This is a genomic window from Streptomyces sp. NPDC001513 (assembly GCF_042894695.1).
Lineage (GTDB): Bacteria > Actinomycetota > Actinomycetes > Streptomycetales > Streptomycetaceae > Streptomyces.
The window spans coordinates 184,658-210,670 of sequence record NZ_JBIAVU010000006.1; the positions used below are offsets into that span (position 1 = coordinate 184,658).

22 protein-coding genes are annotated in these 26,013 nt (G+C 70.9%); 15 read left to right on the forward strand and 7 right to left on the reverse strand.

Annotated elements, in window-relative coordinates; all coding sequences use genetic code 11:
- Nucleotides 1-21: 21 nt before the first annotated feature.
- Nucleotides 22-981 (forward strand): hypothetical protein, encoded by a 960-nt coding sequence (locus ACFYZ4_RS15470; RefSeq protein WP_390784122.1) that lies wholly within the window; start codon nucleotides 22-24, stop codon nucleotides 979-981.
- 78 nt (nucleotides 982-1,059) lie between these two features.
- On the opposite strand, the gene ACFYZ4_RS15475 is transcribed toward ACFYZ4_RS15470, so the two are convergent.
- On the reverse strand, nucleotides 1,060-1,911 hold the full coding sequence (locus tag ACFYZ4_RS15475) for a C40 family peptidase (protein WP_384341511.1): 852 nt from the start codon (nucleotides 1,909-1,911) through the stop codon (nucleotides 1,060-1,062).
- Nucleotides 1,912-2,689: 778 nt separating this feature from the next.
- Between ACFYZ4_RS15475 and ACFYZ4_RS15480 the strand changes: the two genes are divergently transcribed.
- The 14 genes from ACFYZ4_RS15480 to nuoN all read left to right on the forward strand — a co-directional run bounded on the left by ACFYZ4_RS15480 (nucleotide 2,690) and on the right by nuoN (nucleotide 18,593).
- Nucleotides 2,690-3,049 carry an NADH-quinone oxidoreductase subunit A gene (locus ACFYZ4_RS15480; RefSeq protein WP_030010013.1) on the forward strand — a complete coding sequence of 120 codons (360 nt, stop codon included), beginning with the start codon at nucleotides 2,690-2,692 and terminating at the stop codon, nucleotides 3,047-3,049.
- A 15-nt stretch (nucleotides 3,050-3,064) separates the two neighbouring features.
- On the forward strand, nucleotides 3,065-3,619 hold the full coding sequence (locus ACFYZ4_RS15485) for an NADH-quinone oxidoreductase subunit B family protein (RefSeq protein WP_030162005.1): 555 nt from the start codon (nucleotides 3,065-3,067) through the stop codon (nucleotides 3,617-3,619).
- A gap of 101 nt (nucleotides 3,620-3,720) precedes the next feature.
- On the forward strand, nucleotides 3,721-4,371 hold the full coding sequence (locus ACFYZ4_RS15490; protein WP_390784227.1) for an NADH-quinone oxidoreductase subunit C: 651 nt from the start codon (nucleotides 3,721-3,723) through the stop codon (nucleotides 4,369-4,371).
- Nucleotides 4,371-5,696, forward strand: coding sequence for an NADH-quinone oxidoreductase subunit D (locus ACFYZ4_RS15495; RefSeq protein WP_351290684.1), 1,326 nt, complete (start codon nucleotides 4,371-4,373; stop codon nucleotides 5,694-5,696). The genes ACFYZ4_RS15490 and ACFYZ4_RS15495 overlap by 1 nt, the downstream gene beginning before the upstream one ends.
- Nucleotides 5,693-6,475 carry an NADH-quinone oxidoreductase subunit NuoE gene (gene nuoE / locus ACFYZ4_RS15500; protein WP_351290682.1) on the forward strand — a complete coding sequence of 261 codons (783 nt, stop codon included), beginning with the start codon at nucleotides 5,693-5,695 and terminating at the stop codon, nucleotides 6,473-6,475. Before ACFYZ4_RS15495 ends, nuoE begins: the two co-directional genes overlap by 4 nt.
- Nucleotides 6,472-7,851 (forward strand): NADH-quinone oxidoreductase subunit NuoF, encoded by a 1,380-nt coding sequence (gene nuoF, locus ACFYZ4_RS15505; RefSeq protein ID WP_351290680.1) that lies wholly within the window; start codon nucleotides 6,472-6,474, stop codon nucleotides 7,849-7,851. Before nuoE ends, nuoF begins: the two co-directional genes overlap by 4 nt.
- Nucleotides 7,848-10,352, forward strand: coding sequence for an NADH-quinone oxidoreductase subunit G (locus ACFYZ4_RS15510; RefSeq protein WP_390784123.1), 2,505 nt, complete (start codon nucleotides 7,848-7,850; stop codon nucleotides 10,350-10,352). Before nuoF ends, ACFYZ4_RS15510 begins: the two co-directional genes overlap by 4 nt.
- The gene (gene nuoH, locus ACFYZ4_RS15515; protein WP_390784124.1) at nucleotides 10,349-11,716 is read left to right on the forward strand and encodes an NADH-quinone oxidoreductase subunit NuoH; all 1,368 of its coding nucleotides are present in this window, start codon (nucleotides 10,349-10,351) and stop codon (nucleotides 11,714-11,716) included. Before ACFYZ4_RS15510 ends, nuoH begins: the two co-directional genes overlap by 4 nt.
- Nucleotides 11,717-11,719: 3 nt before the next feature.
- Entirely contained in the window at nucleotides 11,720-12,331 is a 612-nt protein-coding gene (gene nuoI / locus ACFYZ4_RS15520; RefSeq protein ID WP_390784125.1) for an NADH-quinone oxidoreductase subunit NuoI, read from the forward strand.
- Complete coding sequence (locus tag ACFYZ4_RS15525) at nucleotides 12,328-13,137, forward strand: NADH-quinone oxidoreductase subunit J (protein ID WP_390784126.1); 810 nt, start codon at nucleotides 12,328-12,330, stop codon at nucleotides 13,135-13,137. The genes nuoI and ACFYZ4_RS15525 overlap by 4 nt, the downstream gene beginning before the upstream one ends.
- Complete coding sequence (gene nuoK / locus ACFYZ4_RS15530) at nucleotides 13,134-13,433, forward strand: NADH-quinone oxidoreductase subunit NuoK (protein ID WP_030653455.1); 300 nt, start codon at nucleotides 13,134-13,136, stop codon at nucleotides 13,431-13,433. The genes ACFYZ4_RS15525 and nuoK overlap by 4 nt, the downstream gene beginning before the upstream one ends.
- Nucleotides 13,434-13,442: 9 nt before the next feature.
- The gene (nuoL, locus tag ACFYZ4_RS15535; protein ID WP_390784127.1) at nucleotides 13,443-15,338 is read left to right on the forward strand and encodes an NADH-quinone oxidoreductase subunit L; all 1,896 of its coding nucleotides are present in this window, start codon (nucleotides 13,443-13,445) and stop codon (nucleotides 15,336-15,338) included.
- 1 nt (nucleotide 15,339) lies between these two features.
- Nucleotides 15,340-16,941, forward strand: coding sequence for an NADH-quinone oxidoreductase subunit M (locus ACFYZ4_RS15540; RefSeq protein WP_351290667.1), 1,602 nt, complete (start codon nucleotides 15,340-15,342; stop codon nucleotides 16,939-16,941).
- A 5-nt stretch (nucleotides 16,942-16,946) separates the two neighbouring features.
- Complete coding sequence (gene nuoN, locus ACFYZ4_RS15545) at nucleotides 16,947-18,593, forward strand: NADH-quinone oxidoreductase subunit NuoN (RefSeq protein ID WP_384341589.1); 1,647 nt, start codon at nucleotides 16,947-16,949, stop codon at nucleotides 18,591-18,593.
- 68 nt (nucleotides 18,594-18,661) lie between these two features.
- On the opposite strand, the gene ACFYZ4_RS15550 is transcribed toward nuoN, so the two are convergent.
- The 6 genes from ACFYZ4_RS15550 to ACFYZ4_RS15575 all read right to left on the reverse strand — a co-directional run bounded on the left by ACFYZ4_RS15550 (nucleotide 18,662) and on the right by ACFYZ4_RS15575 (nucleotide 26,002).
- Nucleotides 18,662-19,282, reverse strand: a complete 621-nt coding sequence (locus ACFYZ4_RS15550; RefSeq protein WP_351290663.1) for a Uma2 family endonuclease — start codon at nucleotides 19,280-19,282, stop codon at nucleotides 18,662-18,664.
- Nucleotides 19,283-19,404: 122 nt separating this feature from the next.
- Nucleotides 19,405-20,013: a hypothetical protein gene (locus ACFYZ4_RS15555; protein ID WP_390784128.1), complete on the reverse strand. Its 609-nt coding sequence runs from the start codon at nucleotides 20,011-20,013 to the stop codon at nucleotides 19,405-19,407.
- A gap of 121 nt (nucleotides 20,014-20,134) precedes the next feature.
- Entirely contained in the window at nucleotides 20,135-22,873 is a 2,739-nt protein-coding gene (locus ACFYZ4_RS15560; protein ID WP_390784129.1) for a fumarate reductase/succinate dehydrogenase flavoprotein subunit, read from the reverse strand.
- Nucleotides 22,874-22,884: 11 nt separating this feature from the next.
- Nucleotides 22,885-23,757 carry an ABC transporter ATP-binding protein gene (locus ACFYZ4_RS15565; protein ID WP_390784130.1) on the reverse strand — a complete coding sequence of 291 codons (873 nt, stop codon included), beginning with the start codon at nucleotides 23,755-23,757 and terminating at the stop codon, nucleotides 22,885-22,887.
- Nucleotides 23,754-24,659, reverse strand: coding sequence for an ABC transporter permease (locus ACFYZ4_RS15570; protein WP_390784131.1), 906 nt, complete (start codon nucleotides 24,657-24,659; stop codon nucleotides 23,754-23,756). Before ACFYZ4_RS15570 ends, ACFYZ4_RS15565 begins: the two co-directional genes overlap by 4 nt.
- Nucleotides 24,656-26,002: an ABC transporter substrate-binding protein gene (locus ACFYZ4_RS15575; RefSeq protein ID WP_390784132.1), complete on the reverse strand. Its 1,347-nt coding sequence runs from the start codon at nucleotides 26,000-26,002 to the stop codon at nucleotides 24,656-24,658. The genes ACFYZ4_RS15570 and ACFYZ4_RS15575 overlap by 4 nt, the downstream gene beginning before the upstream one ends.
- Nucleotides 26,003-26,013: the final 11 nt, after the last annotated feature.

Sequence of the window (26,013 nt, forward strand, 5' to 3'; positions counted from 1 at the left end):
CGGACGAAGGAGTTCCACGCTATGCGCACCGCCCGGCGCCTCCGACTCCTCGCCCCGGCCGTCCTGCTGGCCACGGTGCTCGCCGGATGCTCCGGCGCCGGCGGTGCGGAGGGCGGCGAACCGCAGCTCGGCCCCGTCGAGTCCAATCCGGCGACGGCCGCGCTCTCCTTCCCGATGGACGCGTACACGGACACCGAGGCCGAGCGGATCCGCATGGGCCAGGTCCAGCAGATGCTGGTCTCCCGGTGCATGGCCCGGTACGGGTTCACGTACGAGGGGGTGAAGGCGGCCGCGCCGTCCGGCGGCGGGGCGGCCGAGGACCGGCACCGGTACCTCTTCGGTCTGGCCGATCCGGTGTACGCGGCGGCCCACGGGTACGACAAGTCCGCGGGGGAGGGGACGCAGGGCAAGCCCCCGGCGCCGCAGCTGAGCGACAGCGCCTACGTCGTGATGAACGGCGAACAGCCGGGAGCCCAGGGCGGCGGGATCCCCGACGCCAACACCGAGGAGGAGGCCGCGCAGCTCGACAGCGGCCTGACGGCGGGCGGCCAGAAGGTGCCGGCCGGCGGATGTGCGCGGGAGGGGTACCGGAAGCTGTACGCGCCGACGAAGGACAGCGTGGACCTGCTCTTCACGTTCGGGCTGGCCTCGGAGGCGCACGAGCGGTCCCGGCAGGACTCCCGGGTCGTCGGCATGCTGAAGAACTGGGCGGCATGCATGGACAAATCGGGATACGGCGGGGTTGCCACGCCGTACGAAGTCATCGAGAAGCTCGGCCTGCAGGACGACAAGGGCGGCGCGAAGGCCGTCACGGCCGCCCAGGCCGATGTCGCGTGCAAGCGCGAGGTGAACCTCGTCGGCATCTGGGCCGCGGTCGAGAAGGCCTACCAGGAGCGGCTCGTCGAGGAGCACGCCGAGACGCTGGCGCTCTACGAGAAGCAGCGCGACGCCCGCTTCAAGCTGGCGGCGAGCCTCGTCTGATGCGGGCCGAAGGGCCGGTACTCCACCCCCGAGCGGGGGAGTACCGGCCCTTTCGTGCCGTGGTGACGATCCGGAGGATCAGAGGACGCGGACGGCGCCCGTCGGCTTGTCGTAGCTCAGGTTGCGCTCGACGATGCCCGTGCTGGGGTTCTGCGCGCCGACGAACTTGCCGCCGCCGACGTAGATGGCGACGTGGTACGCGCTGCCCTTGGAGCCCCAGTACAGGATGTCGCCCGGCTGAAGGGCGTTCAGGGACACCGAGGTGCCGGCCGAGGACTGCGCCTGGGACATGCGCGGCAGGGAGATGCCGGCCTGGCGGTAGGCGGCCTGGACGAGGCCGGAGCAGTCGAACGAGGACGGGCCGGTGCCGCCCATGACGTACGCCTTGCCGACCTGCGCGCGGGCGAAGTTGACGATCGCGGCGGCGGAGCCGGTGGCCGGGGCGGTGACCGTACCGGTGCCCTGGGAGGCGCCGGAGCCGGAACCGGAGCCGGAGGCCGAGGTGGAGTTGAGGGAAGCGCGGGCGGAGGAGCGGGTGGCGCGCTCGGCCGCGGCCTTGCGGTCCGCCTCCTCCTTCTCCTTCTTCTCCTCGTCGGCCTTCTTCTGCGCCTCTTCCTTGGCCTGCTTCGCCTCGGCGGCGGCGCCGGTGCGGGCGTTCTCCTCCTGGGCGGTCAGTTCGCCCTCGACGGCGGCCAGACGGGTGTTCTCGGCTGCCGTGGTGACGGCGGAGGAGACCTCGGCGGCCAGATCCAGGTTGAGGACCGGCATTTCGAGCGTCGTCTCGGCCACGGGCTCGGACGGGGACGCGCTCGCGGTGCCGGCCATGGCCAGGGTGCTGAGGACGCCACCGGCAACTCCGGCGCGGACCGCGAGCTTCGAGGCGCTACGACGGGGCTTCCGGTGGCTGGGTATGTGAGCGGTGTGGGACATGAGGACAACCGCTATCAGGGCGTCCGGGGTCCGTTCAAGAAACGTGGGTTGCGCCACAGTTGCCCGCGAACGGCGCTAACCGGGCGCGTCTGACTTCTTATTGACGCCGTAACGGGCGAAACGGACAGGCCTTCCCGAGCCTGTGATCATGGGGTTTCTGAATTAAGTCCGAAATGATCCACGACCTACCATCCCGCCGCACAGATGGCCAAGCCCTCTTTCGGAAGCGCAGATTCAGAGTGGCGCAGGTCACAGGAGCGTCACGCGATGCGGACGCTGTGCCCCGTCCGTGACCTTCCTGTGAAGAGGCCGAGAGGTTCGTGAACGGATGCACGCACTCGGACGCCCCTCGCCCCCCTCGTCTGCCCCGCGTCCACCTCCGTACACACCCCCTCCCTCGACCGGGCGACGCCGATCCCTTTACCGCCACCACGCGTGTGGTGCAAATTTGCCTGCACGGGCCATGTTTGATAATGCCGCACGCCCTCTACCTGCGGTAACGGGGCTGGATGTCACCTTTGGTGATCATGTGGATGCTTCCTGTATGAAGATCACCACTCCGTGGACTTCATGATCGTTCGTCAGGTGGTGGAGATCACAAACTCGGTGTTGTAACCCGTGTCGCAGATCACAGACGAGCGGGCATAAGATGCGCACCAGTCCGGCTTGTGAACTGCCTCACATGCAAGCGCTCGATGGAAGCGTGATCTTCGCGAGGCGGGGCACGCGGTGCCGGCGGCGGTCCAACGGTCAAGGACGACTGGAAGGAGCGAGGAGCGTGAATGCGTACGCACCCATCCTCGTGCTCGGCGCCCTCGGCGCAGGGTTTGCGATCTTCTCCGTGGTCATGGCCACGCTGATCGGCCCAAAACGGTACAACCGGGCGAAGCTCGAAGCGTACGAGTGCGGCATCGAGCCGACACCGATGCCGGCCGGCGGCGGCCGCTTCCCCATCAAGTACTACCTGACGGCGATGCTCTTCATCGTCTTCGACATCGAGGTTGTCTTCCTCTACCCCTGGGCCGTCACCTTCGACTCCCTGGGGATCTTCGGGCTCGTCGAGATGCTGCTCTTCGTGCTCACCGTCTTCGTCGCCTACGCCTACGTGTGGCGCCGCGGCGGCCTGGAATGGGACTGAGGGGCTGAATTTCCCATGGGACTTGAAGAGAAGCTGCCGAGCGGCTTCCTGCTGACCACCGTCGAACAGGCCGCGGGCTGGGTGCGCAAGTCGTCCGTCTTCCCGGCGACCTTCGGCCTGGCCTGCTGCGCCATCGAGATGATGACCACCGGAGCGGGCCGGTACGACCTGGCCCGCTTCGGCATGGAGGTCTTCCGCGGCTCCCCGCGCCAGGCCGACCTGATGATCGTGGCCGGCCGGGTCAGCCAGAAGATGGCGCCGGTGCTGCGGCAGGTGTACGACCAGATGCCCGCTCCCAAATGGGTCATCTCCATGGGGGTCTGCGCCTCTTCGGGCGGCATGTTCAACAACTACGCGATCGTCCAGGGCGTCGACCACATCGTCCCGGTGGACATCTACCTGCCCGGCTGCCCGCCGCGCCCCGAGATGCTGATGGACGCGATCCTCAAGCTCCACCAGAAGATCCAGGGCGGAAAGCTCGGCGTGAACCGGGAAGAGGCGGCACGTGAGGCGGAGGAGGCGGCCCTCAAGGCCCTCCCCACCATCGAGATGAAGGGGCTGCTCCGGTGAGCGAGACCCAAGAGCCGGAGAACGGCACCACGGGCGACAACGGCGGCGACGGCGGCGACGGCAGCAACGTCCCTGCGCCGCGCGACCAGGGACCCGAGGTCATCGGCGTCCGCAAGGGCATGTTCGGCGCCAGGAACGGCGGCGACACCAGCGGCTACGGCGGCCTGGTGCGCACCGTCGCCCTGCCCGGCGCGAGCAGCCGCCCGTACGGCTCCTACTTCGACGAGGTGGCCGACGAACTCGAAGGCGCCCTGGAGGAGCAGGACCTGGTCCCCGAGAACGCCATCGAGAAGACGGTGGTCGACCGCGGCGAGCTCACCTTCCACATCGCCCGCGAGCACCTCGTACGGGTCGCGCGCACCCTGCGCGACGACCCGGCCCTGCGCTTCGAGCTCTGCACCGGCGTCTCCGGCGTGCACTTCCCCGATGACAAAGGCCGCGAGCTGCACGCCGTCTACCACCTGCGCTCGCTCACCCACGGCCGGATCGTGCGGCTGGAGGTGTCCGTCCCGGACAGCGACCCGCACGTCCCGTCGCTCGTCCCGGTCTACCCGACCAACGACTGGCACGAGCGCGAGACGTACGACTTCTTCGGCCTGATCTTCGACGGGCACCCGGCCCTCACCCGGATCATGATGCCGGACGACTGGCAGGGCTTCCCGCAGCGCAAGGACTACCCGCTCGGCGGCATCCCCGTCGAGTACAAGGGCGCCCAGATCCCGGCTCCCGACCAGCGGAGGTCGTACAGCTGATGTCCACGTCAAACCACGCCTCCGCTCGCGAGACGACCGAGGGCACCGTCTACACCGTCACTGGCGGCGACTGGGACGAGATCGTCCAGTCCGCGGCCCGGGCCGACGACGAGCGGATCGTCGTCAACATGGGCCCCCAGCACCCGTCCACCCACGGGGTGCTCCGCCTGATCCTGGAGATCGACGGCGAGACGGTCACCGAGGCCCGCTGCGGCATCGGCTACCTGCACACCGGCATCGAGAAGAACCTCGAATACCGGAACTGGACGCAGGGCACCACCTTCGTGACGCGCATGGACTATCTGACGCCGTTCTTCAACGAGACGGCGTACTGCCTCGGCGTCGAGAAGCTGCTCGGCATCACCGACCAGATCCCGGACCGCGCCACCGTCATCCGCGTCCTGCTGATGGAGCTCAACCGGATCTCCTCCCACCTGGTGTGCATCGCCACCGGCGGCATGGAGCTGGGCGCGACCACGATCATGATCTACGGCTTCCGCGACCGCGAGCTGATCCTCGACATCTTCGAGCTGATCACCGGACTGCGCATGAACCACGCGTTCGTCCGCCCCGGCGGCCTCGCGCAGGACCTGCCCCCGGGCGCCGTCGACCAGCTGCGCGAGTTCATCAAGACGATGAAGAAGAACCTGCCGGAATACGACAAGCTCGCCACCGGCAACCCCATCTTCAAGGCCCGCATGCAGGACGTCGGCTACCTCGACCTCACCGGCTGCATGGCGCTCGGCGCCACCGGCCCGATCCTGCGCTCCGCCGGCCTGCCGCACGACCTGCGCAAGTCCGAGCCGTACTGCGGGTACGAGAACTACGAGTTCGACGTGCCGACCACCGAGAGCTGCGACTCCTACGGGCGGTTCCTGATCCGCCTGGAGGAGATGCGCCAGTCGCTGCGGATCGTCGAGCAGTGCCTGGAGCGCCTGGAGCCGGGCCCGGTGATGGTCGCCGACAAGAAGATCGCCTGGCCGGCGCAGCTGGCCATGGGCCCTGACGGCCTCGGCAACTCGCTCGACCACATCAGGAACATCATGGGCACCTCCATGGAGGCCCTCATCCACCACTTCAAGCTGGTGACCGAAGGCTTCCGGGTACCGGCCGGGCAGGCGTACGCGGCCGTCGAATCGCCCAAGGGCGAGCTCGGCGTGCACCTCGTCTCCGACGGCGGCACCCGCCCCTACCGGGTCCACTTCCGCGACCCGTCCTTCACCAACCTGCAGGCCATGGCCGCGATGTGCGAGGGCGGCCAGGTCGCCGACGTCATCGTCGCCGTCGCCTCCATCGACCCCGTGATGGGAGGCGTCGACCGATGACCGCCAGTCCTCAGAACCAAGGGGTCTCGCTGGGCATGCCCCAGCTGCCGGCCCCCGACTTTCCGGCGGAGGTACGCGCGCGCCTCGAAGCGGACGCGAAGGAGGTCATCGCCCGCTACCCCGACAGCCGCTCGGCCCTGCTGCCGCTGCTGCACCTGTGCCAGGCGCAGGAGGGCCACGTCTCGCGCACCGGAGTCCGCTTCTGCGCCGAGGTGCTGGGCCTGACCACCGCCGAGGTCACGGCCGTCGCGACCTTCTACACGATGTACCGGCGCAAGCCCTCCGGCGACTACCAGGTCGGCGTGTGCACGAACACCCTGTGCGCGGTGATGGGCGGCGACGCCATCTTCGAGGAACTCAAGGAGCACCTCGGGGTCGGCAACAACGAGACCACCCCCGACGGCAAGGTCACCCTCGAACACATCGAGTGCAACGCGGCCTGCGACTTCGCCCCCGTGGTGATGGTCAACTGGGAGTTCTTCGACAACCAGACCCCCGCGTCCGCCAAGGCCCTGGTGGACGACCTGCTGGCCGGCCGCGAGGTCTCGCCGACCCGGGGCGCGCCGCTGTGCACGTACAAGGAGACCGCCCGGATCCTGGCCGGGTTCCCGGACGAGCGCCAGGGCGCGGTGGAGGCGACCGGCGGCGCCGGTCCCGCCTCCCTGATCGGACTGCGCATCGCCCGCGGCGAGTCCCCGCACGCCTCGATCGTGCACCCGCGGTCCGGGGCGCACGGCGAGACCCGTGGCGACACCACCACCGAGGGAGGGGAGGGATGACCGTGTCCTCCGAACTGAGCAATGGGGGCAGCACCTCCCGGCCGGAGGCCGGCGGAGGCACCAGCCCGGAGAAGCTCCTCGCGCCCGTGCTGTCGGCGTTCTGGGACGAGCCGCAGTCGTGGACGCTGGAGACCTACCGGCGCCACGAGGGCTACGAAGGCCTGCGCAAGGCGCTCGCGATGACCCCGGACGACCTCATCGCGTACGTCAAGGACTCGGGCCTGCGCGGACGCGGCGGCGCCGGCTTCCCCACCGGGATGAAGTGGCAGTTCATCCCGCAGGGCGACGGGAAGCCGCACTACCTCGTCGTGAACGCGGACGAGTCGGAGCCGGGAACCTGCAAGGACATCCCCCTCCTCTTCGCCAACCCGCACTCCCTCATCGAGGGAATGATCATCGCGTGCTACGCGATCCGCTCGCAGCACGCCTTCATCTACCTGCGCGGCGAGGTGGTGCCGGTCCTGCGGCGCCTGCACGAGGCGGTGCGCGAGGCGTACGAGGCCGGTTACCTCGGGAAGGACATTCTGGGGAGCGGGCTCGACCTCGACATCACGGTGCACGCGGGCGCGGGCGCGTACATCTGCGGCGAGGAGACGGCGCTGCTCGACTCCCTCGAAGGCCGGCGCGGTCAGCCCCGGCTGCGTCCCCCCTTCCCTGCCGTCGAGGGGCTCTACGCCTGCCCCACTGTGGTGAACAACGTCGAGTCCATCGCGTCGGTTCCCGCGATCCTGAACAAGGGCAAGGACTGGTTCAAGTCGATGGGGACCGAGAAGTCCCCCGGCTTCACGCTGTATTCGCTGTCCGGGCACGTCGTCGGCCCCGGCCAGTACGAGGCCCCGCTCGGCATCACCCTGCGCCAGCTGCTCGACATGAGCGGCGGCATGCGCCCCGGCCACCGGCTGAAGTTCTGGACCCCGGGCGGCTCCTCCACCCCGATGTTCACCGACGAGCACCTCGACGTCCCGCTCGACTACGAGGGCGTGGGCGCGGCCGGCTCGATGCTCGGCACCAAGGCGCTCCAGTGCTTCGACGAGACCACCTGCGTGGTGCGGGCCGTGACCCGGTGGACGGAGTTCTACGCCCACGAGTCCTGCGGCAAGTGCACCCCGTGCCGCGAGGGCACGTACTGGCTGGTCCAGCTGCTGCGCGACATCGAGGCCGGCAAGGGCGTCATGTCCGACCTCGACAAGCTGAACGACATCGCCGACAACATCAACGGCAAGTCCTTCTGCGCGCTCGGCGACGGCGCGGCCAGCCCGATCTTCTCCTCGCTCAAGTACTTCCGCGAGGAGTACGAGCAGCACATCACGGGCAAGGGCTGCCCCTTCGACCCCAGGAAGTCGACCCTCTGGGCCGACACGGAGGTGAACGCATGACCGTCACCACTACGGCCGCCTCCGGAGGAGACGCGGCCGTTCCGCCCGCGGACCTGGTGTCGCTGACCATCGACGGTGCCGAACTGTCCGTGCCCAAGGGCACCCTCGTCATCCGGGCCGCCGAACAGCTCGGCATCGAGATCCCCCGGTTCTGCGACCACCCCCTCCTCTCCCCGGCCGGCGCCTGCCGCCAGTGCATCGTCGAGGTCGAGGGCCAGCGCAAGCCGATGGCCTCCTGCACCATCACCTGCACCGACGGCATGGTCGTCAAGACGCAGCTGACCTCCGAGGTCGCCGACAAGGCCCAGCGCGGGGTGATGGAGCTGCTGCTCATCAACCACCCGCTGGACTGCCCGGTGTGCGACAAGGGCGGCGAGTGCCCGCTGCAGAACCAGGCGATGTCGCACGGCAACGCCGAATCGCGGTTCGAGGGCAGGAAGCGCACCTACGAGAAGCCCGTCCCGATCTCCACGCAGGTGCTGCTGGACCGCGAGCGGTGCGTGCTGTGCGCCCGCTGCACCCGCTTCTCCAACGAGATCGCCGGCGACCCGATGATCGAGCTGCTGGAACGCGGCGCGCTCCAGCAGGTCGGCACCGGCGAGGGCGACCCCTTCGAGTCGTACTTCTCCGGCAACACCATCCAGATCTGCCCGGTCGGCGCCCTCACCTCGGCCGCGTACCGGTTCCGCTCCCGCCCGTTCGACCTCGTCTCCTCCCCGAGCGTGTGCGAGCACTGCGCGGGCGGCTGCGCGACCCGTACCGACCACCGCCGCGGCAAGGTGCTGCGCCGCCTCGCCGCCGAGGACCCCGAGGTCAACGAGGAGTGGATCTGCGACAAGGGCCGCTTCGGGTTCCGCTACGCGCAGCGCCCGGACCGCCTCACCACCCCGCTGGTGCGCAGCGCCGCCGGGGTGCTGGAGCCGGCGAGCTGGCCCGAGGCCCTGGAGGCCGCGGCCAACGGGCTCGCCGCCGCGCGCGGCCGGGCCGGGGTGCTCACCGGCGGCCGGCTCACCGTCGAGGACGCCTACGCGTACGCCAAGTTCGCCCGGGTGGTGCTCGACACCAACGACATCGACTTCCGGGCCCGCGTGCACAGTGCGGAGGAGGCCGAGTTCCTGGCCGCCACCGTCGCCGGCACCGGCAAGGACCTCGACAGCAAGGGCGTCACGTACGCCTCGCTGGAGGCGGCGCCCGCGGTGCTGCTCGTCGGCATCGAGACGGAGGAGGAGGCCCCCGGCGTCTTCCTGCGGCTGCGCAAGGCCCACCGCAAGCACAAGCAGCGGACCTTCGCCCTCGCCCCGTTCGCCACCCGCGGCCTGGAGAAGGCCGGCGGCACCCTGCTGGCCGCCGCCCCCGGCACCGAGCCCGAGTGGCTGGACGCGCTCGCCGCCCGGACCGGCCTGGAGGCCGGCGGGTCCGTCGCCGCCGACGCGCTGCGCGAACCCGGCGCCGTCATCGTGGTCGGGGAGCGGCTCGCCGGGGTGCCCGGCGCGCTGACCGCCGCCGTACGGGCCGCCACCGCGACCGGTGCGAAGCTGGTGTGGATCCCGCGCCGGGCCGGAGAGCGGGCCGCCGTCGAGGCGGGCGCGCTGCCGTCCCTGCTGCCGGGCGGCCGCCCGGCCACCGACCCGCGGGCCCGCGACGAGGTCGCCACCGCCTGGGGCCTGGACGAACTCCCGCACCGCTACGGCCGCGACACCGGCCAGATCGTCGAGTCCGCGGCCTCCCGCGAGCTCTCGGCCCTGCTGGTCGCGGGCGTCGAGGTGACCGACCTGCCGGATCCGGTCCGCGCGCGGATCGCCCTCCAGGAGGCCTTCGTGGTCTCCCTGGAACTGCGGCCCAGCGAGGTCACCGCCCACGCGGACGTGGTCCTCCCGGTCGCCGCGGTGGCCGAGAAGGCCGGCGCGTTCATCAACTGGGAGGGCAGGGTCCGCCCGTTCGAGGCGGCGCTCAAGCCCGACCAGATGACCCGCCGGCTCGCCCCGGCCGACGCCCGCGTCCTCCACATGCTGGCCGACGCCGCCGACCGGCCGATCGCGCTGCCCGACGTACACGCCGTACGCCGGGAGCTCGACGCGCTCGGCCCGTGGGCCGGGGAGCGCGCCACAGAACAGGCCGCGGACACCGCGCCGCTGCCCCGCCCGGGCATCGGCGAGGCGGTCCTCGCGGGCCACCGGCTCCTCCTCGACCTGGGCCGGCTCCAGGAGGGCGACGAGGCCCTGGCCGGCACCCGGCACGAGGCGAGCGCCCGGCTGTCGGCCGCCACGGCCGCCGAGACGGGCGTCAAGGACGGCGACGTCCTCGCGGTCACCGGCCCGGCCGGCTCCGTGGAACTCCCGCTCCGGATCACCGAGATGCCCGACCGCGTGGTCTGGCTCCCGCTGAACTCCACCGGCTCCGGCGTCCTCGCCGACGCCGGCGCCCGCCCGGGCAGCCTCGTGCGCATCGGCCCGGCGACCCCGGCCGGCGCCGGCGACACCACTGCGGAGGTGGACGCGTGAACGCGGTACACGGTGACTTCGTACAACTGGCCGCCGAGGACCTGTCCCTGTTCGGCCGGGACGTCTGGTGGCTCGTCGTCCTCAAGGCGGTGTTCTGCTTCGCCTTCCTGATGGTGACCGTGCTCTTCTCCATCGTGTGGGAGCGCAAGGTCGTCGCCTGGATGCAGCTGCGCATCGGCCCCAACCGGCACGGCCCCTGGGGCATGCTCCAGTCGCTCGCCGACGGCGTGAAGCTCATGCTCAAGGAAGACCTCATCGTCAAGCGCGCCGACAAGGTGGTCTACGTCCTGGCCCCGATCATCGCGGCGATCCCGGCCTTCATGGCCATCGCGGTGATCCCCTTCGGGCCCGCGGACGACCAGATCTCCATCTTCGGCCAGCGCACCAGCATGCAGCTGACCGACCTGCCCATCGCGATGCTCTACATCCTCGCGGTGGCCTCGGTCGGCATCTACGGCATCGTGCTGGCGGGCTGGTCCTCCGGCTCCACGTACCCGCTCCTCGGCGGACTGCGCTCCTGCGCGCAGATGATCTCCTACGAGATCGCGATGGGCGCGGCCTTCGCCTCGGTCTTCCTCTACTCCGGATCGATGTCGACCTCGGCGATCGTCGAGGCGCAGGAGGACCGCTGGTTCATCGTCCTGCTGCCGGTGTCCTTCATCATCTACGTCATCACGATGGTCGGCGAGACGAACCGCGCCCCCTTCGACATGCCGGAGTCCGAGGGCGACCTCGTCGGCGGCTTCAACACCGAGTACTCGTCGATCAAGTTCGCGCTGTTCATGCTGGCCGAGTACGTCAACATGGTCACCGTCTCGGCGGTCTCGGTCACCCTCTTCCTGGGCGGCTGGCGGGCCCCGTACCCGATCAGCACCTTCTGGGAGGGCGCGAACCACGGCTGGTGGCCGATGCTCTGGTTCGTCATCAAGGTGCAGCTGCTGCTGTTCTTCTTCATCTGGCTGCGCGGCACGCTGCCGCGCGTGCGCTACGACCAGCTGATGAAGCTCGGCTGGAAGGTGCTCATCCCGGTCTCCGTGGTCTGGCTGATGCTGGTCGCGACCGTCCGGGCACTGCGCAACGAGGCGTACGACTTCAGCGAGATCGTCCTCTACGTCGGCGGCGGAGTCGTCGCGATCCTGCTGCTCTCCTTCGTCGCGGACATCTTCCGCGACAAGCGCGAGAAGGCGCAGGCCGCCGACGCCGTCGACGACGCCGTGCCCTTCGACCCGCTGGCGGGCGGATTCCCCGTACCGCCCAAGCCCGGCCAGCACCTGGCACCCGTACCCCGCAGGAGGCCTCGCGGAGAGCGGGAGCTGATTGTCAGTGGCGGGACGAATACTGAAAGTGACCGAGAGGAGGCTTGAGAGATGTCCGACGACGACAAGTGGCAGAACCCGGTGGCGGGCTTCGGCGTGACCTTCAAGGCCATGTTCAAGAAGCGCCTCACCGAGCAGTACCCGGAGCAGCAGAAGACGACCGCCCCGCGCTTCCACGGACGGCATCAGCTCAACCGGCACCCCGACGGTCTGGAGAAGTGCATCGGGTGCGAGCTGTGCGCCTGGGCCTGTCCCGCCGACGCCATCTACGTGGAGGGCGCGGACAACACCGAGGAGGAGCGCTACTCCCCGGGCGAGCGGTACGGCGCCGTCTACCAGATCAACTACGCCCGCTGCATCCTGTGCGGGCTGTGCGTCGAGGCGTGCCCGACCCGGGCCCTGACCATGACGAACGAGTTCGAACTGGCCGACGCCAGCCGCGAGTCGCTCATCTACACCAAGGAGCAGCTGCTCGCCGGCCTCACCGAGGGCATGGTCGAGGCGCCGCACGCGATGTATCCCGGCACGGAGGACACCGACTACTACCGCGGGCAGGTGACGGGGGCCGCCCCGGGCACGGTCCGGCAGGTCGCGGTCACCAAGGGCGAGAAGCCCGAGGGCGAGTCGGTGGACGCACCCGGGGCCAAGGGGGTGCAGGCATGAGCGCCCTCGCAGCGGCCACTGTGACCTCCACGGGCGAGGCCGTGCAGTTCTGGATCCTCGGCACGGTCGCCGTCATCGGCGCCCTGGCCACGATCCTGATGAAGAAGGCCGTGCACAGCGCTCTCAGCCTGGCCGGGACCATGATCATCCTGGCGGTCTTCTACCTCGCCAACGGGGCGTACTTCCTGGGCGTCGTCCAGGTCATCGTCTACACCGGCGCGATCATGATGCTCTTCCTCTTCGTGGTCATGCTCGTCGGCGTCACCGCCGCCGACTCCCTGAAGGAGACCATCAAGGGGCAGCGCTGGCTGGCCGCCCTGTGCGGGCTCGGCTTCGGCATCCTGCTGATCGCCGGCATCGCCAACGCCGGGCTCACCCACTTCAACGGGCTCGGCCGGATCAACTCCGCCGGACACGTCGAGGGCCTGGCGCAGCTGATCTTCACCAAGTACGTCTTCGCCTTCGAGATCACCGGCGCGCTGCTGATCACCGCGGCTGTCGGCGCGATGGTGCTCACCCACCGCGAGCGCACCGAACGGGCCGCCACCCAGCGCGAGCTGGCCGAGCAGCGCGTCCGCGAGGGCGTGCAGCTCCCGCCGCTGCCCGCGCCCGGCGTCTACGCCCGGCACAACGCGGTGGACGTGGCCGGCCTGCTGCCCGACGGCACCCCGTCCGAGCTGACGGTCAGCAAGACGCTGCGGGCCCGCGGCCAGATCCGTGACGTGTCGAGCGAGGCGCTGAACGACCTGAAGGCGCTGGAGCAGGCGTCGGCGGAGCGCCTCGGCCGCGAGGAGGCATCCAAGTGAATCCGGTCAACTACCTGTACCTGGCGGCCCTGCTGTTCACCATCGGCGCGACCGGCGTGCTGATCCGCAAGAACGCGATCGTGCTGTTCATGTGCGTCGAGCTGATGCTCAACGCCTGCAACCTCGCCTTCGTCGCCTTCTCGCGGATGCACGGCAACCTCGACGGCCAGATCATCGCGTTCTTCACGATGGTCGTCGCCGCCGCGGAGGTCGTGGTCGGCCTGGCGATCATCGTGTCGCTGTTCCGTACCCGCCACTCGGCCTCGGTCGACGACGCCAGCCTGATGAAGCTGTAAGGGGTCGCTGTGGAGAACCTGATTGCGCTGCTGATCGCGGCGCCCCTGCTCGGAGCGGTGGTGCTGCTGTGCGGCGGCCGGCGCCTCGACAAGGTCGGTCACTGGATCGGCACCCTGCTCGCGGCCGTCTCCTTCGGCATCGGCGCCGCCCTGTTCGCCGACATGCTGTCGCGCAGCGGCGACGACCGGACCCTGACCCAGAACCTGTACACCTGGATCCCCGTCGAGGGCTTCCAGGCGGACATGGCCTTCCAGCTGGACCAGCTGTCGATGACCTTCGTCCTGCTGATCTCCGGGGTGGGCACGCTCATCCACGTGTACTCGATCGGGTACATGGAGCACGACGAGCGCCGCCGCCGCTTCTTCGGCTACCTCAACCTGTTCGTCGCGGCCATGCTGCTGCTGGTCCTCGCCGACAACTACCTGCTGCTGTACTTCGGCTGGGAGGGCGTGGGCCTCGCCTCGTACCTCCTGATCGGCTTCTGGCAGCACAAGCCCAGCGCGGCCACCGCCGCGAAGAAGGCCTTCCTCGTCAACCGCGTCGGCGACATGGGCCTGTCGATCGCGATCATGCTGATGTTCACCACCTTCGGGACGTTCGCCTTCGAGCCGGTGTTCGGCGCGGTGGGCGAGACCTCCGAGGGCATGCTGACGGCGATCGGCCTGATGCTGCTGCTGGCCGCCTGCGGCAAGTCGGCGCAGGTCCCGCTGCAGTCCTGGCTCGGTGACGCGATGGAGGGCCCGACCCCGGTCTCGGCCCTGATCCACGCCGCGACCATGGTGACCGCGGGCGTGTACCTGATCGTCCGCTCGGGCGCCATCTTCAACGGGGCACCGGACGCGCAGCTCGTGGTCACCGTCGTGGGCGCGGTCACGCTGCTCTTCGGTGCGATCGTCGGTTGCGCGAAGGACGACATCAAGAAGGCCCTGGCGGGCTCGACGATGTCGCAGATCGGCTACATGATCCTCGCCGCCGGCCTCGGCCCGATCGGCTACGTCTTCGCGATCATGCACCTGGTGACGCACGGCTTCTTCAAGGCGGGCCTCTTCCTCGGCGCGGGTTCCGTGATGCACGGGATGAACGACGAGGTGGACATGCGCAAGTACGGGGGCCTGCGGATCTACATGCCGGTCACCTTCGCCACCTTCGGACTCGGGTACCTGGCCATCATCGGCTTCCCGGGACTGTCCGGCTTCTTCTCCAAGGACATGATCATCGAGGCGGCCTTCGCGAAGGGCGGCACCGAGGGCTGGATCCTCGGCGGCGTGACCCTGCTGGGCGCCGGCATCACCGCCTTCTACATGACCCGGGTCATGCTCCTCACCTTCTTCGGCAAGAAGCGCTGGCAGCCCGACGCGGCGGGCGAGCCGCCGCACCCGCACGAGTCCCCGAAGTCGATGACCATCCCGATGGTCATCCTGGCGTTCGGCTCGGTCTTCGCCGGTGGCTTCTTCGAGATCGGCGACCGCTTCCTGAACTGGCTGGAGCCCGTCACCGGTTACGAGCACGGCCACCCGCCGGTCAGCGCCACGACGGTCACCGCGGCCACCATGGTCGTCCTGGTCTTCGGCGTCGCCATCGCCTGGGGGATGTACGGCCGCAGGCCCGTCCCGGTCGTCGCGCCGCGCGGCTCGCTCCTCACCCGGGCGGCCCGCCGGGACCTGTACCAGGACGACTTCAACCACGTCGTGCTGGTGCGCGGCGGGGAGCACCTGACCCGCTCGCTCGTCTACGTCGACCACAGCCTGGTCGACGGTGTGGTCAACGGGACGGCCGCCTCGGTCGGCGGGCTCTCGGGCCGGCTCCGCAAGCTGCAGAACGGCTACGCCCGCAGCTACGCGGTCTCGATGTTCGGGGGCACGGTGGTCCTGATCGCCGCGACCCTGCTGATGAGGGCGGTGTGAAATGAGTTTCCCGCTTCTGACGGTGACGGCCGCGGTCCCCGCGGTCGGCGCGATCCTGACGGCGGCCGTCCCGGCCGCCCGCAGGACCGCCGCCAAGTGGCTCGCGCTGTTCTTCTCGCTGGCGACACTGGCCCTGGCCGTGCTCGTCGCGGTCCGCTTCGACCCGAGCGGTGACCGCTACCAGCTCACCGAATCCCGCCCCTGGATCGCCGACTTCGGCGTCCGCTACGAACTGGGCGTCGACGGGATCGGGGTGGTGCTCATCGGGCTCACCGCGCTCCTGATCCCCTTCGTGATCGCGGCCGGCTGGCACGACGCCGACCCCCTGGAGACCAAGAGCTCCCGGTGGCGGCCGACCCAGGGCTTCTTCGCCCTGATCCTGCTGGTCGAGGCGATGGTGATCATCTCCTTCGAGGCCACCGACGTCTTCCTCTTCTACATCTTCTTCGAAGCCATGCTCATCCCGATGTACTTCCTCATCGGCGGCTTCGGGGACCGGGCCCACTCGGGCTCCGACGAGAACGCGGCCGCGCAGCGCTCGTACGCGGCGGTCAAGTTCCTCCTCTACAACCTGGTCGGCGGCCTGATCATGCTGGCCGCCGTCATCGGGCTGTACGTGGTCGCCGGGAACTTCTCGCTCCAGGAGATCACCGCCGCCCGCGCGGCGGGCACGCTCGACATGGCGACCAACACCGAGCGGCTGCTCTTCCTCGGCTTCTTCTTCGCCTTCGCGGTGAAGGCCCCGCTGTGGCCGCTGCACACCTGGCTGCCGAACGCGATGGGCGAGTCCACCGCCCCGGTGGCCGTCCTGATCACCGCGGTCGTCGACAAGGTCGGCACCTTCGCGATGCTCCGCTTCTGCCTCGGGCTCTTCCCGGACGCCAGCAAGTGGGCCACGCCGGTGATCCTGGTCCTGGCCCTGATCAGCATCGTCTACGGCGCGCTGGTCGCGGTCGGCCAGCGGGACATCAAGCGCCTGGTCGCCTACGCCTCGATCTCGCACTTCGGCTTCATCATCCTGGGCATCTTCGCGATGACCTCCCAGGGCCAGTCCGGTGCCACCCTCTACATGGTCAACCACGGCCTGTCGACGGCGGCGCTCATGCTGGTGGCCGGCTTCCTGATCTCGCGGCGCGGCTCTCGGCTCATCGCCGACTACGGCGGCGTCCAGAAGGTGGCCCCGGTCCTCGCCGGCACCTTCCTCATCGGCGGCCTCGCCACCCTCTCGCTGCCGGGCCTCGCGCCCTTCGTCAGCGAGTTCCTGGTCCTGGTCGGCACGTTCGCCCGGTACCCGGTCGTCGGCATCATCGCCACCATCGGCATCGTGCTCGCCGCGCTCTACACGCTGGTGCTCTACCAGCGCACGATGACCGGCCCCGTGAAGGAGGAGGTCCGCACGATGCCGGACCTGCGCCTGCGGGAGGTACTGGTGGTCGCCCCGCTGATCGCCCTGCTGATCGGGCTGGGCGTCTACCCGAAGGTGCTCACCGACATCGTCAACCCGGCGGTGGAGCACACCATGTCGGACGTGAAGCAGACGGACCCGCAGCCCGAGGTCGACGTCGAAGCGAAGCACGCCAAGAATGGGGAGGCGGCGAAGTGAGCACACTGACTTCCGCCCACAGCCTGTGGACGGTGGCGGCCGAGGCGCCGGTCGACCGGATCCCGGCACCGACCATCGAGTACGCACAGCTCGCGCCCACGCTGATCGTGGTGGGCGCGGCGGTCCTCGGGATCCTCGTGGAGGCCTTCGTGCCCCGCAAGTCCCGTTACTACGTGCAGGTGTTCCTCGCCGTCGCGGCGCTGGCCTCGGCCTTCGCGGCGGTCGTCGGCCTCGCGGCCGGCGGGTACGGCTCGACCAAGGCCCACATCGCCGCGATGGGCGCCATCGCCGTCGACGGTCCGGCGCTGTTCCTGCAGGGCACCATCCTGCTGGCCTCGGTCGTCGCGATCTTCACCTTCGCCGAGCGGCGCCTCGACCCGGCCGCGCACGGCAACCGGGTGGACTCCTTCGCCGCCCAGGCGGCGTCCGTACCGGGCAGCGACAGCGAGAAGGCCGCCGTCAAGGCGGGCTTCACCACCACCGAGGTCTTCCCGCTGGCGCTGTTCGCGATCGCCGGGATGCTGATCTTCCCCGCGGCCAACGACCTGCTGACGCTGTTCATCGCGCTGGAGGTCTTCTCCCTCCCGCTGTACCTGCTCTGCGCCGTCGCCCGCCGCCAGCGGCTGATGTCGCAGGAGGCCGCGGTGAAGTACTTCCTGCTGGGCGCCTTCTCCTCCGCCTTCCTCCTCTTCGGCATCGCGCTGCTCTACGGGTACGCGGGCTCGGTCTCGTACGCGGTGATCGCCGACGTGGTCGACGGCACGGTCACGAAGATCGACCCGGCGCTGGCCTCCACCATGGGCAATGACGCGCTGCTGCTGATCGGCGGCGCGCTGATCCTGATGGGCCTGCTCTTCAAGGTCGGCGCGGTCCCGTTCCACATGTGGACCCCGGACGTCTACCAGGGCGCCCCGACACCGGTCACCGGCTTCATGGCCGCCGCCACGAAGGTCGCCGCCTTCGGCGCCCTGCTGCGGTTGCTGTACGTGGTCCTCCCGGGCCTGCGGTGGGACTGGCGGCCGGTGATGTGGGCGATCGCCATCGTCACGATGCTGGCGGGCGCGGTGATCGCCGTGACCCAGACCGACGTCAAGCGGCTCCTCGCCTACTCCTCGATCGCGCACGCGGGCTTCATCCTGGCCGGTGTGATCGCGACCTCGGCGCAGGGCGTCCAGTCCGTCCTCTTCTACCTGGGGGCGTACTCCTTCGTGACGATCGGCGCCTTCGCGGTGGTCACGCTGGTGCGCGACGCGGGCGGCGAGGCGACGCACCTGTCCAAGTGGGCGGGGCTGGGCCGGCGTTCGCCGCTGACGGCGGCCGTCTTCGCGGTGTTCCTGCTGGCCTTCGCCGGCATCCCGCTGACGTCGGGCTTCACGGGCAAGTTCGCCGTGTTCCGGGCGGCGGCGGAGGGCGGCGCGGGGGCGCTGGTCGTGGTCGGTGTCCTCTCGTCCGCGATCGCCGCGTTCTTCTACATCCGGGTGATCGTCCTGATGTTCTTCAGCGAGCCGAAGGCCGACGGCCCGACGGTGGCGGTCCCCTCGCCGCTGACGATGACCACCATCGCGGTGGGCGTCGCGGTCACCGTGGTCCTGGGCGTGGCCCCGCAGTACTTCCTGGACCTGGCGGGACAGGCGAGCACCTTCGTCCGCTGACCGGTCCACCGCACACGCCAGGGCCCGGCCCCCTTTGGGGGAGCCGGGCCCTTCGCCGTTGCACGGGGCTACTTTTTCGGACGGTGCCGGGGTGTGATCGCCGTGAGGTCGACATCGATCGTGAACGGTACAGAGACCTTGAGGCGGTCGTGGAAGATCCCCGCCGCGACGTAGGCGCCCGTGGCGGGATCCAATTCGTAGACGTAGACCACAGCACGTCCGTCCTTGTTCTCGACCCGCCAGAAGTGGACGATCCCGGCCCTGGCGTACTTCAACGGCTTGGTTTCGCGGTCACGTCCGACAGAGTCGGGGGAGACCACCTCGATGGCCAGCACCACTGCCTCGGCAGGGAACCGGGTCTGTTCCAGATCGTCTACGACGTCGGTGCGTACGACCACCACGTCCGGCTCGGGCCGATTCCGTTTGTCGATGTCGATCGTGAACTCGCGAAAGATCTCGAAGTCGGCGGGGGCCGCCGACCGCAACTGCCACTTGAACAAGTCGATCGCTCGCTCGTGGAAGATGCTCTGCGGACTCACGAAGATCAGGCTCCCGTCGATCAGCTCCGTGTGCGGAGGCAGATTCGGAAGCGTGTCCAGGTCGTCCGCTGTCCAGCCGCCGACGGGCGGGATGGGCCAGCGGGGTCCCGGCTCCGGCTCAGGCTGCGGCGCTGCGGGTTCGACGCTCATCAGTGCTCCCATGGGGCAGAGTCTCGCGAGTGCGTTCAGCGTATCGCCGGAGTTCTCGCGAAAAGCCGTCCTTATGGGTGAGTCATATGCGCATGGCACTTGACTGTGCATGCGGCAGCGGGCTAGTGGCCGTGCGCGTGGGCAGCGGGCTTGCCCGGGGTGGGGGCCTTCTTCGGGCAGGTCAGGGCCGGGTTCCAGTTGTGGAAGCGGCCGGCCGGGTTTTCCTTGTAGGCCCACATGTGCAGGTCGTAGTGCTTGGGCATGCCCGTCCAGTGGCCCGGCATCGGCCCGTCGAAGGGCAGCCCGAACATGCTCGGCCGGTCGTCGGCGGTCTTCAGGTCCTGGTCCCGGTCGGTGGACATCCACTCCACGGTTTCGAGCCTGCGGCGGCCGTTGCGGTCCTTCTCCCGGCTGTAGAGGAGCGCGGTCGGCCTCGCGGGGTCCTTTGAACCCCAGTTGGCCTGCTTGACGTAGTGGTAGTTCATGGCGCCCACCCCGAACGGGTTCGTCATGCACTCCTCGCCCTTCGGGACGTACCCGTCCTTGAGGGCCTGCTGTTCGTCCGCGTACTTGGCCGTCACCGCGATGGCCGTCGCCATGTCCTTCATGGCCTTCGCGTTGCGCGGGTCGGGGGCGGGCCCCTCGACCGCCTGGGCCGGAGCCACGGCGGCCAGGCCGAGCGACAGGGCGGCCGCACAGGTGAGGAAGGTCTTCAGACGGCGTACGGACATGGCGGCGGCTCCTGGCGGTGGGGGTACGGGGTACGGGTTCCGCTTCCCTTCGTCCGTCCACCATCCCGGCCGGTCCGGGCCGCCGCACGTGGCGCGCCTCCGAACGGGGCCCCCGCGCCCCTCAGGCCCGGCCGGCGTACGCGCGGACGTCCGCGTCCGGGTCCGTGACCGCCGTGGCGAGCGCCGCCCGGGCCGCCTCGGTGTCCCGGTGGGCCAGCAGGGCGAGGACCGCGGCCTTGCGCACGTCGGCGTTGGCGTCGGCCAGTGCCCCCGCCAGGGCCGGTACGGCCGCCCCGGACACGGCGGCCGACAGCGCGGCGGCCGCCCCCGCCCGGACCTGCCAGGCGGCATCCGCCAGGGCCGCCACCGCCCTCCCGGCGTACCCCGCGGGGCAGCCGGTCGAGGCCAGGGCCGCCAGGGCGGCGCCCCGCACCAGCGGATCCGGATCGCCCAGCAGCGGGTCCAGCGGGGCCGGGGCCGGGTCGTGCACCGAGGCCAGGCCCTTGGCCACCGCCACCCGGACCTCGCGGGCCGGATCCGCCGCGGCCGTGGCCAGCGCCGCGACCGCGTCCACCGAGACCAGCGCCCGCACCGCGTGGATGCGGACCTCCGGGTCGGCATCGGCCAGCGAGGCGGCGTACAGCGCGGCGTCGCCCAGCCGCAGAGCCCGCAGGGCTTCGAGCGCGGCCGAGCGCACCGCCGCGTCGGGCACGGCCAGCGCGGTGCGCAGCCCGGCCGCCAGCTCCGGCCCGCCCGGCAGCACCTCCACCAGCTCGCGCAGCGCGGCCGCGGCGGCCGCCCGTACGGCGGGAGCCGCGTCCGCGAGCCGCGCGGCCAAGGCCGGGCCGGCGCCCGCGGGGACGGTCTCGCCGAGCGCGGCGACGGCCGCGGCCCGGACCGCCGGATCTGGGTCGTCGAGATAGGGGCGCAGGAGGTCCAGGCCGGGTGACTCCTCGGCCAGGGCGAGCAGTTCCAGGATCCGGGGCGAGGCGCCCCCCGTTCGCCCGGCGGGCAGGCCCTCCGGTCCGGCGGGGCGGGCGGAGGCACCGGCGGCGCCCGCGGCCCCGGACCCGAGCGCCGCCGGTGCTTCCGCCCGGCCCGCCGTGGCCACCGGGACCAGCGCGACCTCGCCCAGGTGCCGCGAGGGCCCGCCGGCCGGGGTGAACCCGTCCACCGGCACCAGGTACGGCTCCACCGGCCGGGCCGTGAACTCCATCGCCCCCGAGGCCGACTTGCGCAGGTCCAGGTGGTGCAGCCAGCCGCTGTCGTCGCGCTCGGGGTGGTCGAGCCGCTCGTGGTAGAGGCCCCAGCGGGACTCCGTACGGGCCAGCGAGGAGCGGGCCGCCATCTCCGCGCAGTCGCGGATGAAGGACACCTCCGCGCACCGCATCAGCTCGTGCGCGGTGGTCGCGCCCATCTCCGCGATCTCGCCGGTCATCCGGTCGAAGGCCGCCACGGCGAGGGAGAGCTTCGCGCCCGTCTTCGGCGGGGCCACGTAGTCGTTCACGAACCGCCGCAGCTTGTACTCCACCTGGGGCTGCGGCGGGCCCTCCGGGTGGCGCAGCGGCCGGTAGATCAGTTCGTGGGCCGCCGCCACCTGCCCGGCCGGCAACTCGCCGTCGTACGCCGCGTACCGGGCCGCGTCCGCGCCCGCCAGATCGCCGAAGACGAACGCCCCGATCATGTAGTTGTGCGGTACGGACGCCAGGTCCCCGGCCGCGTACAGCCGCGGGACCGTGGTGCGGGCGTGGTCGTCGACGCGGACGCCCGAGGCCGAGTGGCCCCCGCACAGCCCGATCTCCGAGATGTGCATCTCGATGTCGTGCGTGCGGTAGTCGTGGCCGCGGCCCGCGTGGAAGGTGCCGCGCGTCGGCCGCTCGGTGGTGTGCAGGATCGATTCCAGCGAGGCCACCGACTCCTCCGGGAGGTGGCTGAGCTTCAGGTACACCGGCCCCCGGTCCGAGGCGAGTTCGGCCGCGAACTCCGCCATCATCTGCCCCGACCAGTAGTCGGAGTCCACGAAGCGCTCGCCGTGCCGGTTGACCTGGTAGCCGCCGAAGGGATTCGCGACGTACGCGCACGCAGGCCCGTTGTAGTCCTTGATCAGCGGGTTGATCTGGAAGCACTCGATCCCGGTCAGGGCGGCGCCCGCGTGGTAGGCCATGGCGTAGCCGTCGCCCGCGTTGGTCGGGTTCTCGTAGGTGCCGTACAGGTAGCCGGAGGCCGGCAGTCCGAGGCGCCCGCAGGGGCCGGTCGCCAGGATCACCGCCCCCGCGCGCACGGTCACGAAGGCGCCGGTACGGGTGTTGAAGCCGACCGCGCCGATCGCCCGGCCGTCCTCGGGGGAGGTGAGGACGCGCACCGGCATCACCCGGTTCTCGATCCGGATCCGCTCCCGCATCTCGCGGCGCCGCAGCTGCCGGTAGAGGACCTTCTTGACGTCCTTGCCCTCGGGCATGGGCAGCACGTACGAGCCCGAGCGGTGGACCTGGCGCACCGCGTACTCGCCGTGCTCGTCCTTCTCGAACTTCACCCCGTACGACTCCAGGCGCTGCACCATCGCGAAACCGCGGGTGGCGGTCTGGCGGACCGTGGACTGGTCGACGATGCCGTCGTTGGCGCGGGTGATCTCGGCGACGTAGTCGTCGGGCTCGGCGCGGCCGGGGACGACGGCGTTGTTGACGCCGTCCATGCCCATGGCGAGGGCGCCGGAGTGGCGTACGTGGGCCTTCTCCAGCAGCAGGACGCGGGCCCCGTGCTCGGCGGCGGTCAGCGCCGCCATCGTGCCGGCGGTGCCGCCGCCGATGACGAGGACGTCGCAGGAGAGTTCCTCGGCGTCGCCGATCGCGGGGATGTCCACGGTGCTGCCTTTCAGAGAGAGTCGATGATCTGCTGCCGCAGCGCGGCGTGGGCCGGCGCGCGCCCGCGGTCCCGGGGGTGCGGTACGGAGACCACCTCACCGGTGCCGAGCAGGGCGACGCGGTCCCCGAGGAACAGGGCCTCGTCCACGTCGTGGGTGACGAACACGACGCTCGCGCCGGTGCCGGCGAGGACGTCCACGAGGAGGTCCTGCATCTCGGCCCGGGTCTGGGCGTCGAGCGCCCCGAAGGGCTCGTCCATCAGGACGGCGCGCGGGCGCGCGGCGAGGGCGCGGGCCAGTTGCACGCGCTGGCGCTGCCCGCCGGAGAGCTGGTGCGGGAGCCGGTCGGCGTGGCCGCCGAGACCGACGCGCTCCAGCCACTCCTCGGCGGCCCGCCGCCGGGCCCGCCGGGCGGCACGGGACAGCTCGAACACGGGGGAGCGGCCATGCCGGCCGGGCACCCCGTCCTGCCCGTCCGGGCCGGAGCCGCGGGACGGCCGTCCCGCGCCCTTCTCCTCGGACGGCCCCCGCGAGCGCCCGATGGCGAGCGGGAGTTCGATGTTCGCCCGGACCGTGCGCCAAGGGAGCAGGGCGTCGTCCTGGAAGACCAGGGCGCGGTCGGCGTCCGGGCCGCGGACCGGGGCGCCGTCTTGTTCCACCACGCCGTCGAGCGGCGGCAGCAGCCCCGCGAGGGTGCGCAGCAGCGTGGACTTCCCGCATCCGGACGGGCCCACGACGGCCAGTACCTCGCCGGCCTCGACCGTCAGGTCGACCCCGTCGAGCACCACGTGCCCGCGGTGGCCGAGCCGCACGTCGCTCAGCGCGAGCCGGGCCCCTTGGGGTGGTGCGTCGACCGGGGTGGTCGAGACATCGGTCAGGCTCATGGCGAGGTCACCTCTCGTGTACGGGGCTTCGCGTGCTCCGCCCCGGCTTCGGAGGCGGGACGTGGGGCATCGGGGCCCGCCCCGGCGCGGAGCTGCGGCGGTCGGGGCCGCGGGAGGGGAGCCACGGCGGCCACGGCGTCGCGCGCGGGCAGCCACCGCGTGAGGCGGCGGCCCGCGCGTTCCACGGCCGTGGACGTCAGCCAGCCCAGCGCGCCGATGGTGACCATGCCGACGAAGACGCCCGGGTAGTCGACCACCGTGTAGTCCTGCCAGGTGCGGTAGCCGACCCCGTACTCGCCGGAGATCATCTCGGCCGAGATCACGCAGATCCACGACACGCCGATGCCGACCGACAGGCCCCCGAAGATGCCCGGCAGGGCGCCCGGCAGGACCACGGAGAACAGCACTCGCGCCCGCCCGCCGCCCATCGTCAGGACGGCCTCCTCCCACACCGGGGCCAGTGCCCGCACCGCGTGCCGCGTCGAGACCAGCACCGGGAAGAAGGCGGCCGCGCAGGTGATGAAGACGATCCCCTGCTCGTTGGAGGGGAACATCAGGATCGCCACCGGGACCAGCGCGATGGCCGGGATCGGACGCAGCACCTCCAGCAGCGGCCCCAGGACGTCGGCCGCGGTCCGCGACCGGGCGACGGCCGTGCCCACCACCACGCCCAGGACGGCGGCGAGCACGAAGCCCGTCACGATCCGGCGCAGGCTGGAGGCCAGGTCCTGCCAGTAGTCCGCGGTCCGGGCCCGCTCCGCGAACGTCGACGCGATCTCGCCCACCGTCGGGAACTGCTCGAAGCGCAGCCACAGGTTCACGTCGAGCGAGGTCAGCCCCTGCCACAGCAGGAGCGCCGCCCCGAGCGAGGCCGCCCGCAGCAGCCAGCGGCCGCCCGTCATGACGCCAGGGCCCCGGCCTCGGCGAAGCTCAGGATCCGCGCCCCGGACTCCCGGTGCTGGTCGACGTACGCCGTGGCGCCCGCCGGCGTGACGAAGGCGCGCAGCTCCGGCCCCTCGGCCACCCACACCGCCTTGTCCGCGAACCACAGCGTGCCGGTCACCGCGTCCGGCACGTACGCCGCCCGGACGTCCGCGCCGCGCGCGGCCTTCAGCAGCTCGCGCGGGGAGTCGAAGGACTGCGTGCGGGTCTGGCCCTTCAGCCACAGCTCGGACCGGGGGGCCGTCGCCTTCGGGTACTCCGGTGCGCCGGCCGCCGCCCGCTTCAGGGGCTCGGGGTCCACGAAGGCGTCCACGTCCACGTCACCGACGAGCTTGCCCGCCTGGAGGACCGGCACGTCCTGCTTCAGCGCGTCGATCAGCTCGGGGCGCAGGGCCGGGTCGAAGGTGGCGATGCCGTTCGCGCCGTTGTAGAGGTACACCACCTCAGCCGGCAGGCCCGTCTCCTTCGCCACCGACTCGGCGGCCGCCACCGGCTCCGCGCGCAGGTGGTCGGTGGCCTTGCGCTGCGCCTTCAGGAAGTCGTCCAGTACGCCCGGCCGCTCCTTCGCGAACTTCTCGCGCACGGTGACCCCGTGGAAGGTCGGCAGGTTCAGCTCGGCGCCGTCGTACAGGGCCTTCGCCCGGCCCTCGTACGCCAGCTGCCCCGGCCACGCCACGAACTGCGAGAGCGCGTCGGCGCTGCCCGCCTGGAGGGCCGAAGCTCCCACGCTGGGCTGCTGGTTGAGCTTCTGGATGCCGCTCTCCGGGTCGATCCCGGCGCGCTGCAGGGCCCGTACGAGCGTCCCGTCGGCGGCGGAGCCCACACTGGTCGACACCTTCTTGCCGCGCAGGTCGGCGAGGGATCCCAGCTTCGAATCCGGCGCGGTGACCACGGTGTTGAGGCCGCCGCGCAGGTTGTAGCCGGTCACGGAGACGAGGTGGGTGGGCTGCTTGAGTTCCTTGCCGCGCGCCGCGTTGATGAGGAGCGGGAAATCGCCCATCGAGCCGATGTCGATCTTCCCGGCGGTCATCTGCGCGGTGATCGGGGCGCCGGTGGCGTAGTCCTGCCACTCCACCTTGTACGTGACGCCGTCCTGCTTGCCGCGCGCGGCGAGTTCCTGCTCGAAGTAGCCGAGGGCGCGCAGCAGGGTGCCGGCGGTGACGGTGTTGATGGTCTTGGACTGGTAGCCGACGGTCACGGTGACCGTCCTGGAGCCGGACGCCCCGGAGGCGTCGCCCCCGCAGGCCGTGGCGAGCGGGGCGAGCAGCAGGACGAGCGCGGGCGCGAGGGCCTTCGTACGCATGGGGGTGGGGC

Coding starts and splice junctions, on each gene's coding strand:
- ACFYZ4_RS15475 (WP_384341511.1), bottom strand. CDS start 1,911: ATGTCCCACACCGCTCACATACCCAGCCACCGGAAGCCCCGTCGTAGC.
- ACFYZ4_RS15495 (WP_351290684.1), top strand. CDS start 4,371: ATGTCCACGTCAAACCACGCCTCCGCTCGCGAGACGACCGAGGGCACC.
- ACFYZ4_RS15525 (WP_390784126.1), top strand. CDS start 12,328: ATGAGCGCCCTCGCAGCGGCCACTGTGACCTCCACGGGCGAGGCCGTG.
- nuoE (WP_351290682.1), top strand. CDS start 5,693: ATGACCGCCAGTCCTCAGAACCAAGGGGTCTCGCTGGGCATGCCCCAG.
- ACFYZ4_RS15555 (WP_390784128.1), bottom strand. CDS start 20,013: ATGTCCGTACGCCGTCTGAAGACCTTCCTCACCTGTGCGGCCGCCCTG.
- ACFYZ4_RS15575 (WP_390784132.1), bottom strand. CDS start 26,002: ATGCGTACGAAGGCCCTCGCGCCCGCGCTCGTCCTGCTGCTCGCCCCG.
- ACFYZ4_RS15470 (WP_390784122.1), top strand. CDS start 22: ATGCGCACCGCCCGGCGCCTCCGACTCCTCGCCCCGGCCGTCCTGCTG.
- ACFYZ4_RS15485 (WP_030162005.1), top strand. CDS start 3,065: ATGGGACTTGAAGAGAAGCTGCCGAGCGGCTTCCTGCTGACCACCGTC.
- ACFYZ4_RS15540 (WP_351290667.1), top strand. CDS start 15,340: ATGAGTTTCCCGCTTCTGACGGTGACGGCCGCGGTCCCCGCGGTCGGC.
- ACFYZ4_RS15570 (WP_390784131.1), bottom strand. CDS start 24,659: ATGACGGGCGGCCGCTGGCTGCTGCGGGCGGCCTCGCTCGGGGCGGCG.
- ACFYZ4_RS15565 (WP_390784130.1), bottom strand. CDS start 23,757: ATGAGCCTGACCGATGTCTCGACCACCCCGGTCGACGCACCACCCCAA.
- nuoI (WP_390784125.1), top strand. CDS start 11,720: ATGTCCGACGACGACAAGTGGCAGAACCCGGTGGCGGGCTTCGGCGTG.
- nuoF (WP_351290680.1), top strand. CDS start 6,472: ATGACCGTGTCCTCCGAACTGAGCAATGGGGGCAGCACCTCCCGGCCG.
- ACFYZ4_RS15550 (WP_351290663.1), bottom strand. CDS start 19,282: ATGAGCGTCGAACCCGCAGCGCCGCAGCCTGAGCCGGAGCCGGGACCC.
- ACFYZ4_RS15510 (WP_390784123.1), top strand. CDS start 7,848: ATGACCGTCACCACTACGGCCGCCTCCGGAGGAGACGCGGCCGTTCCG.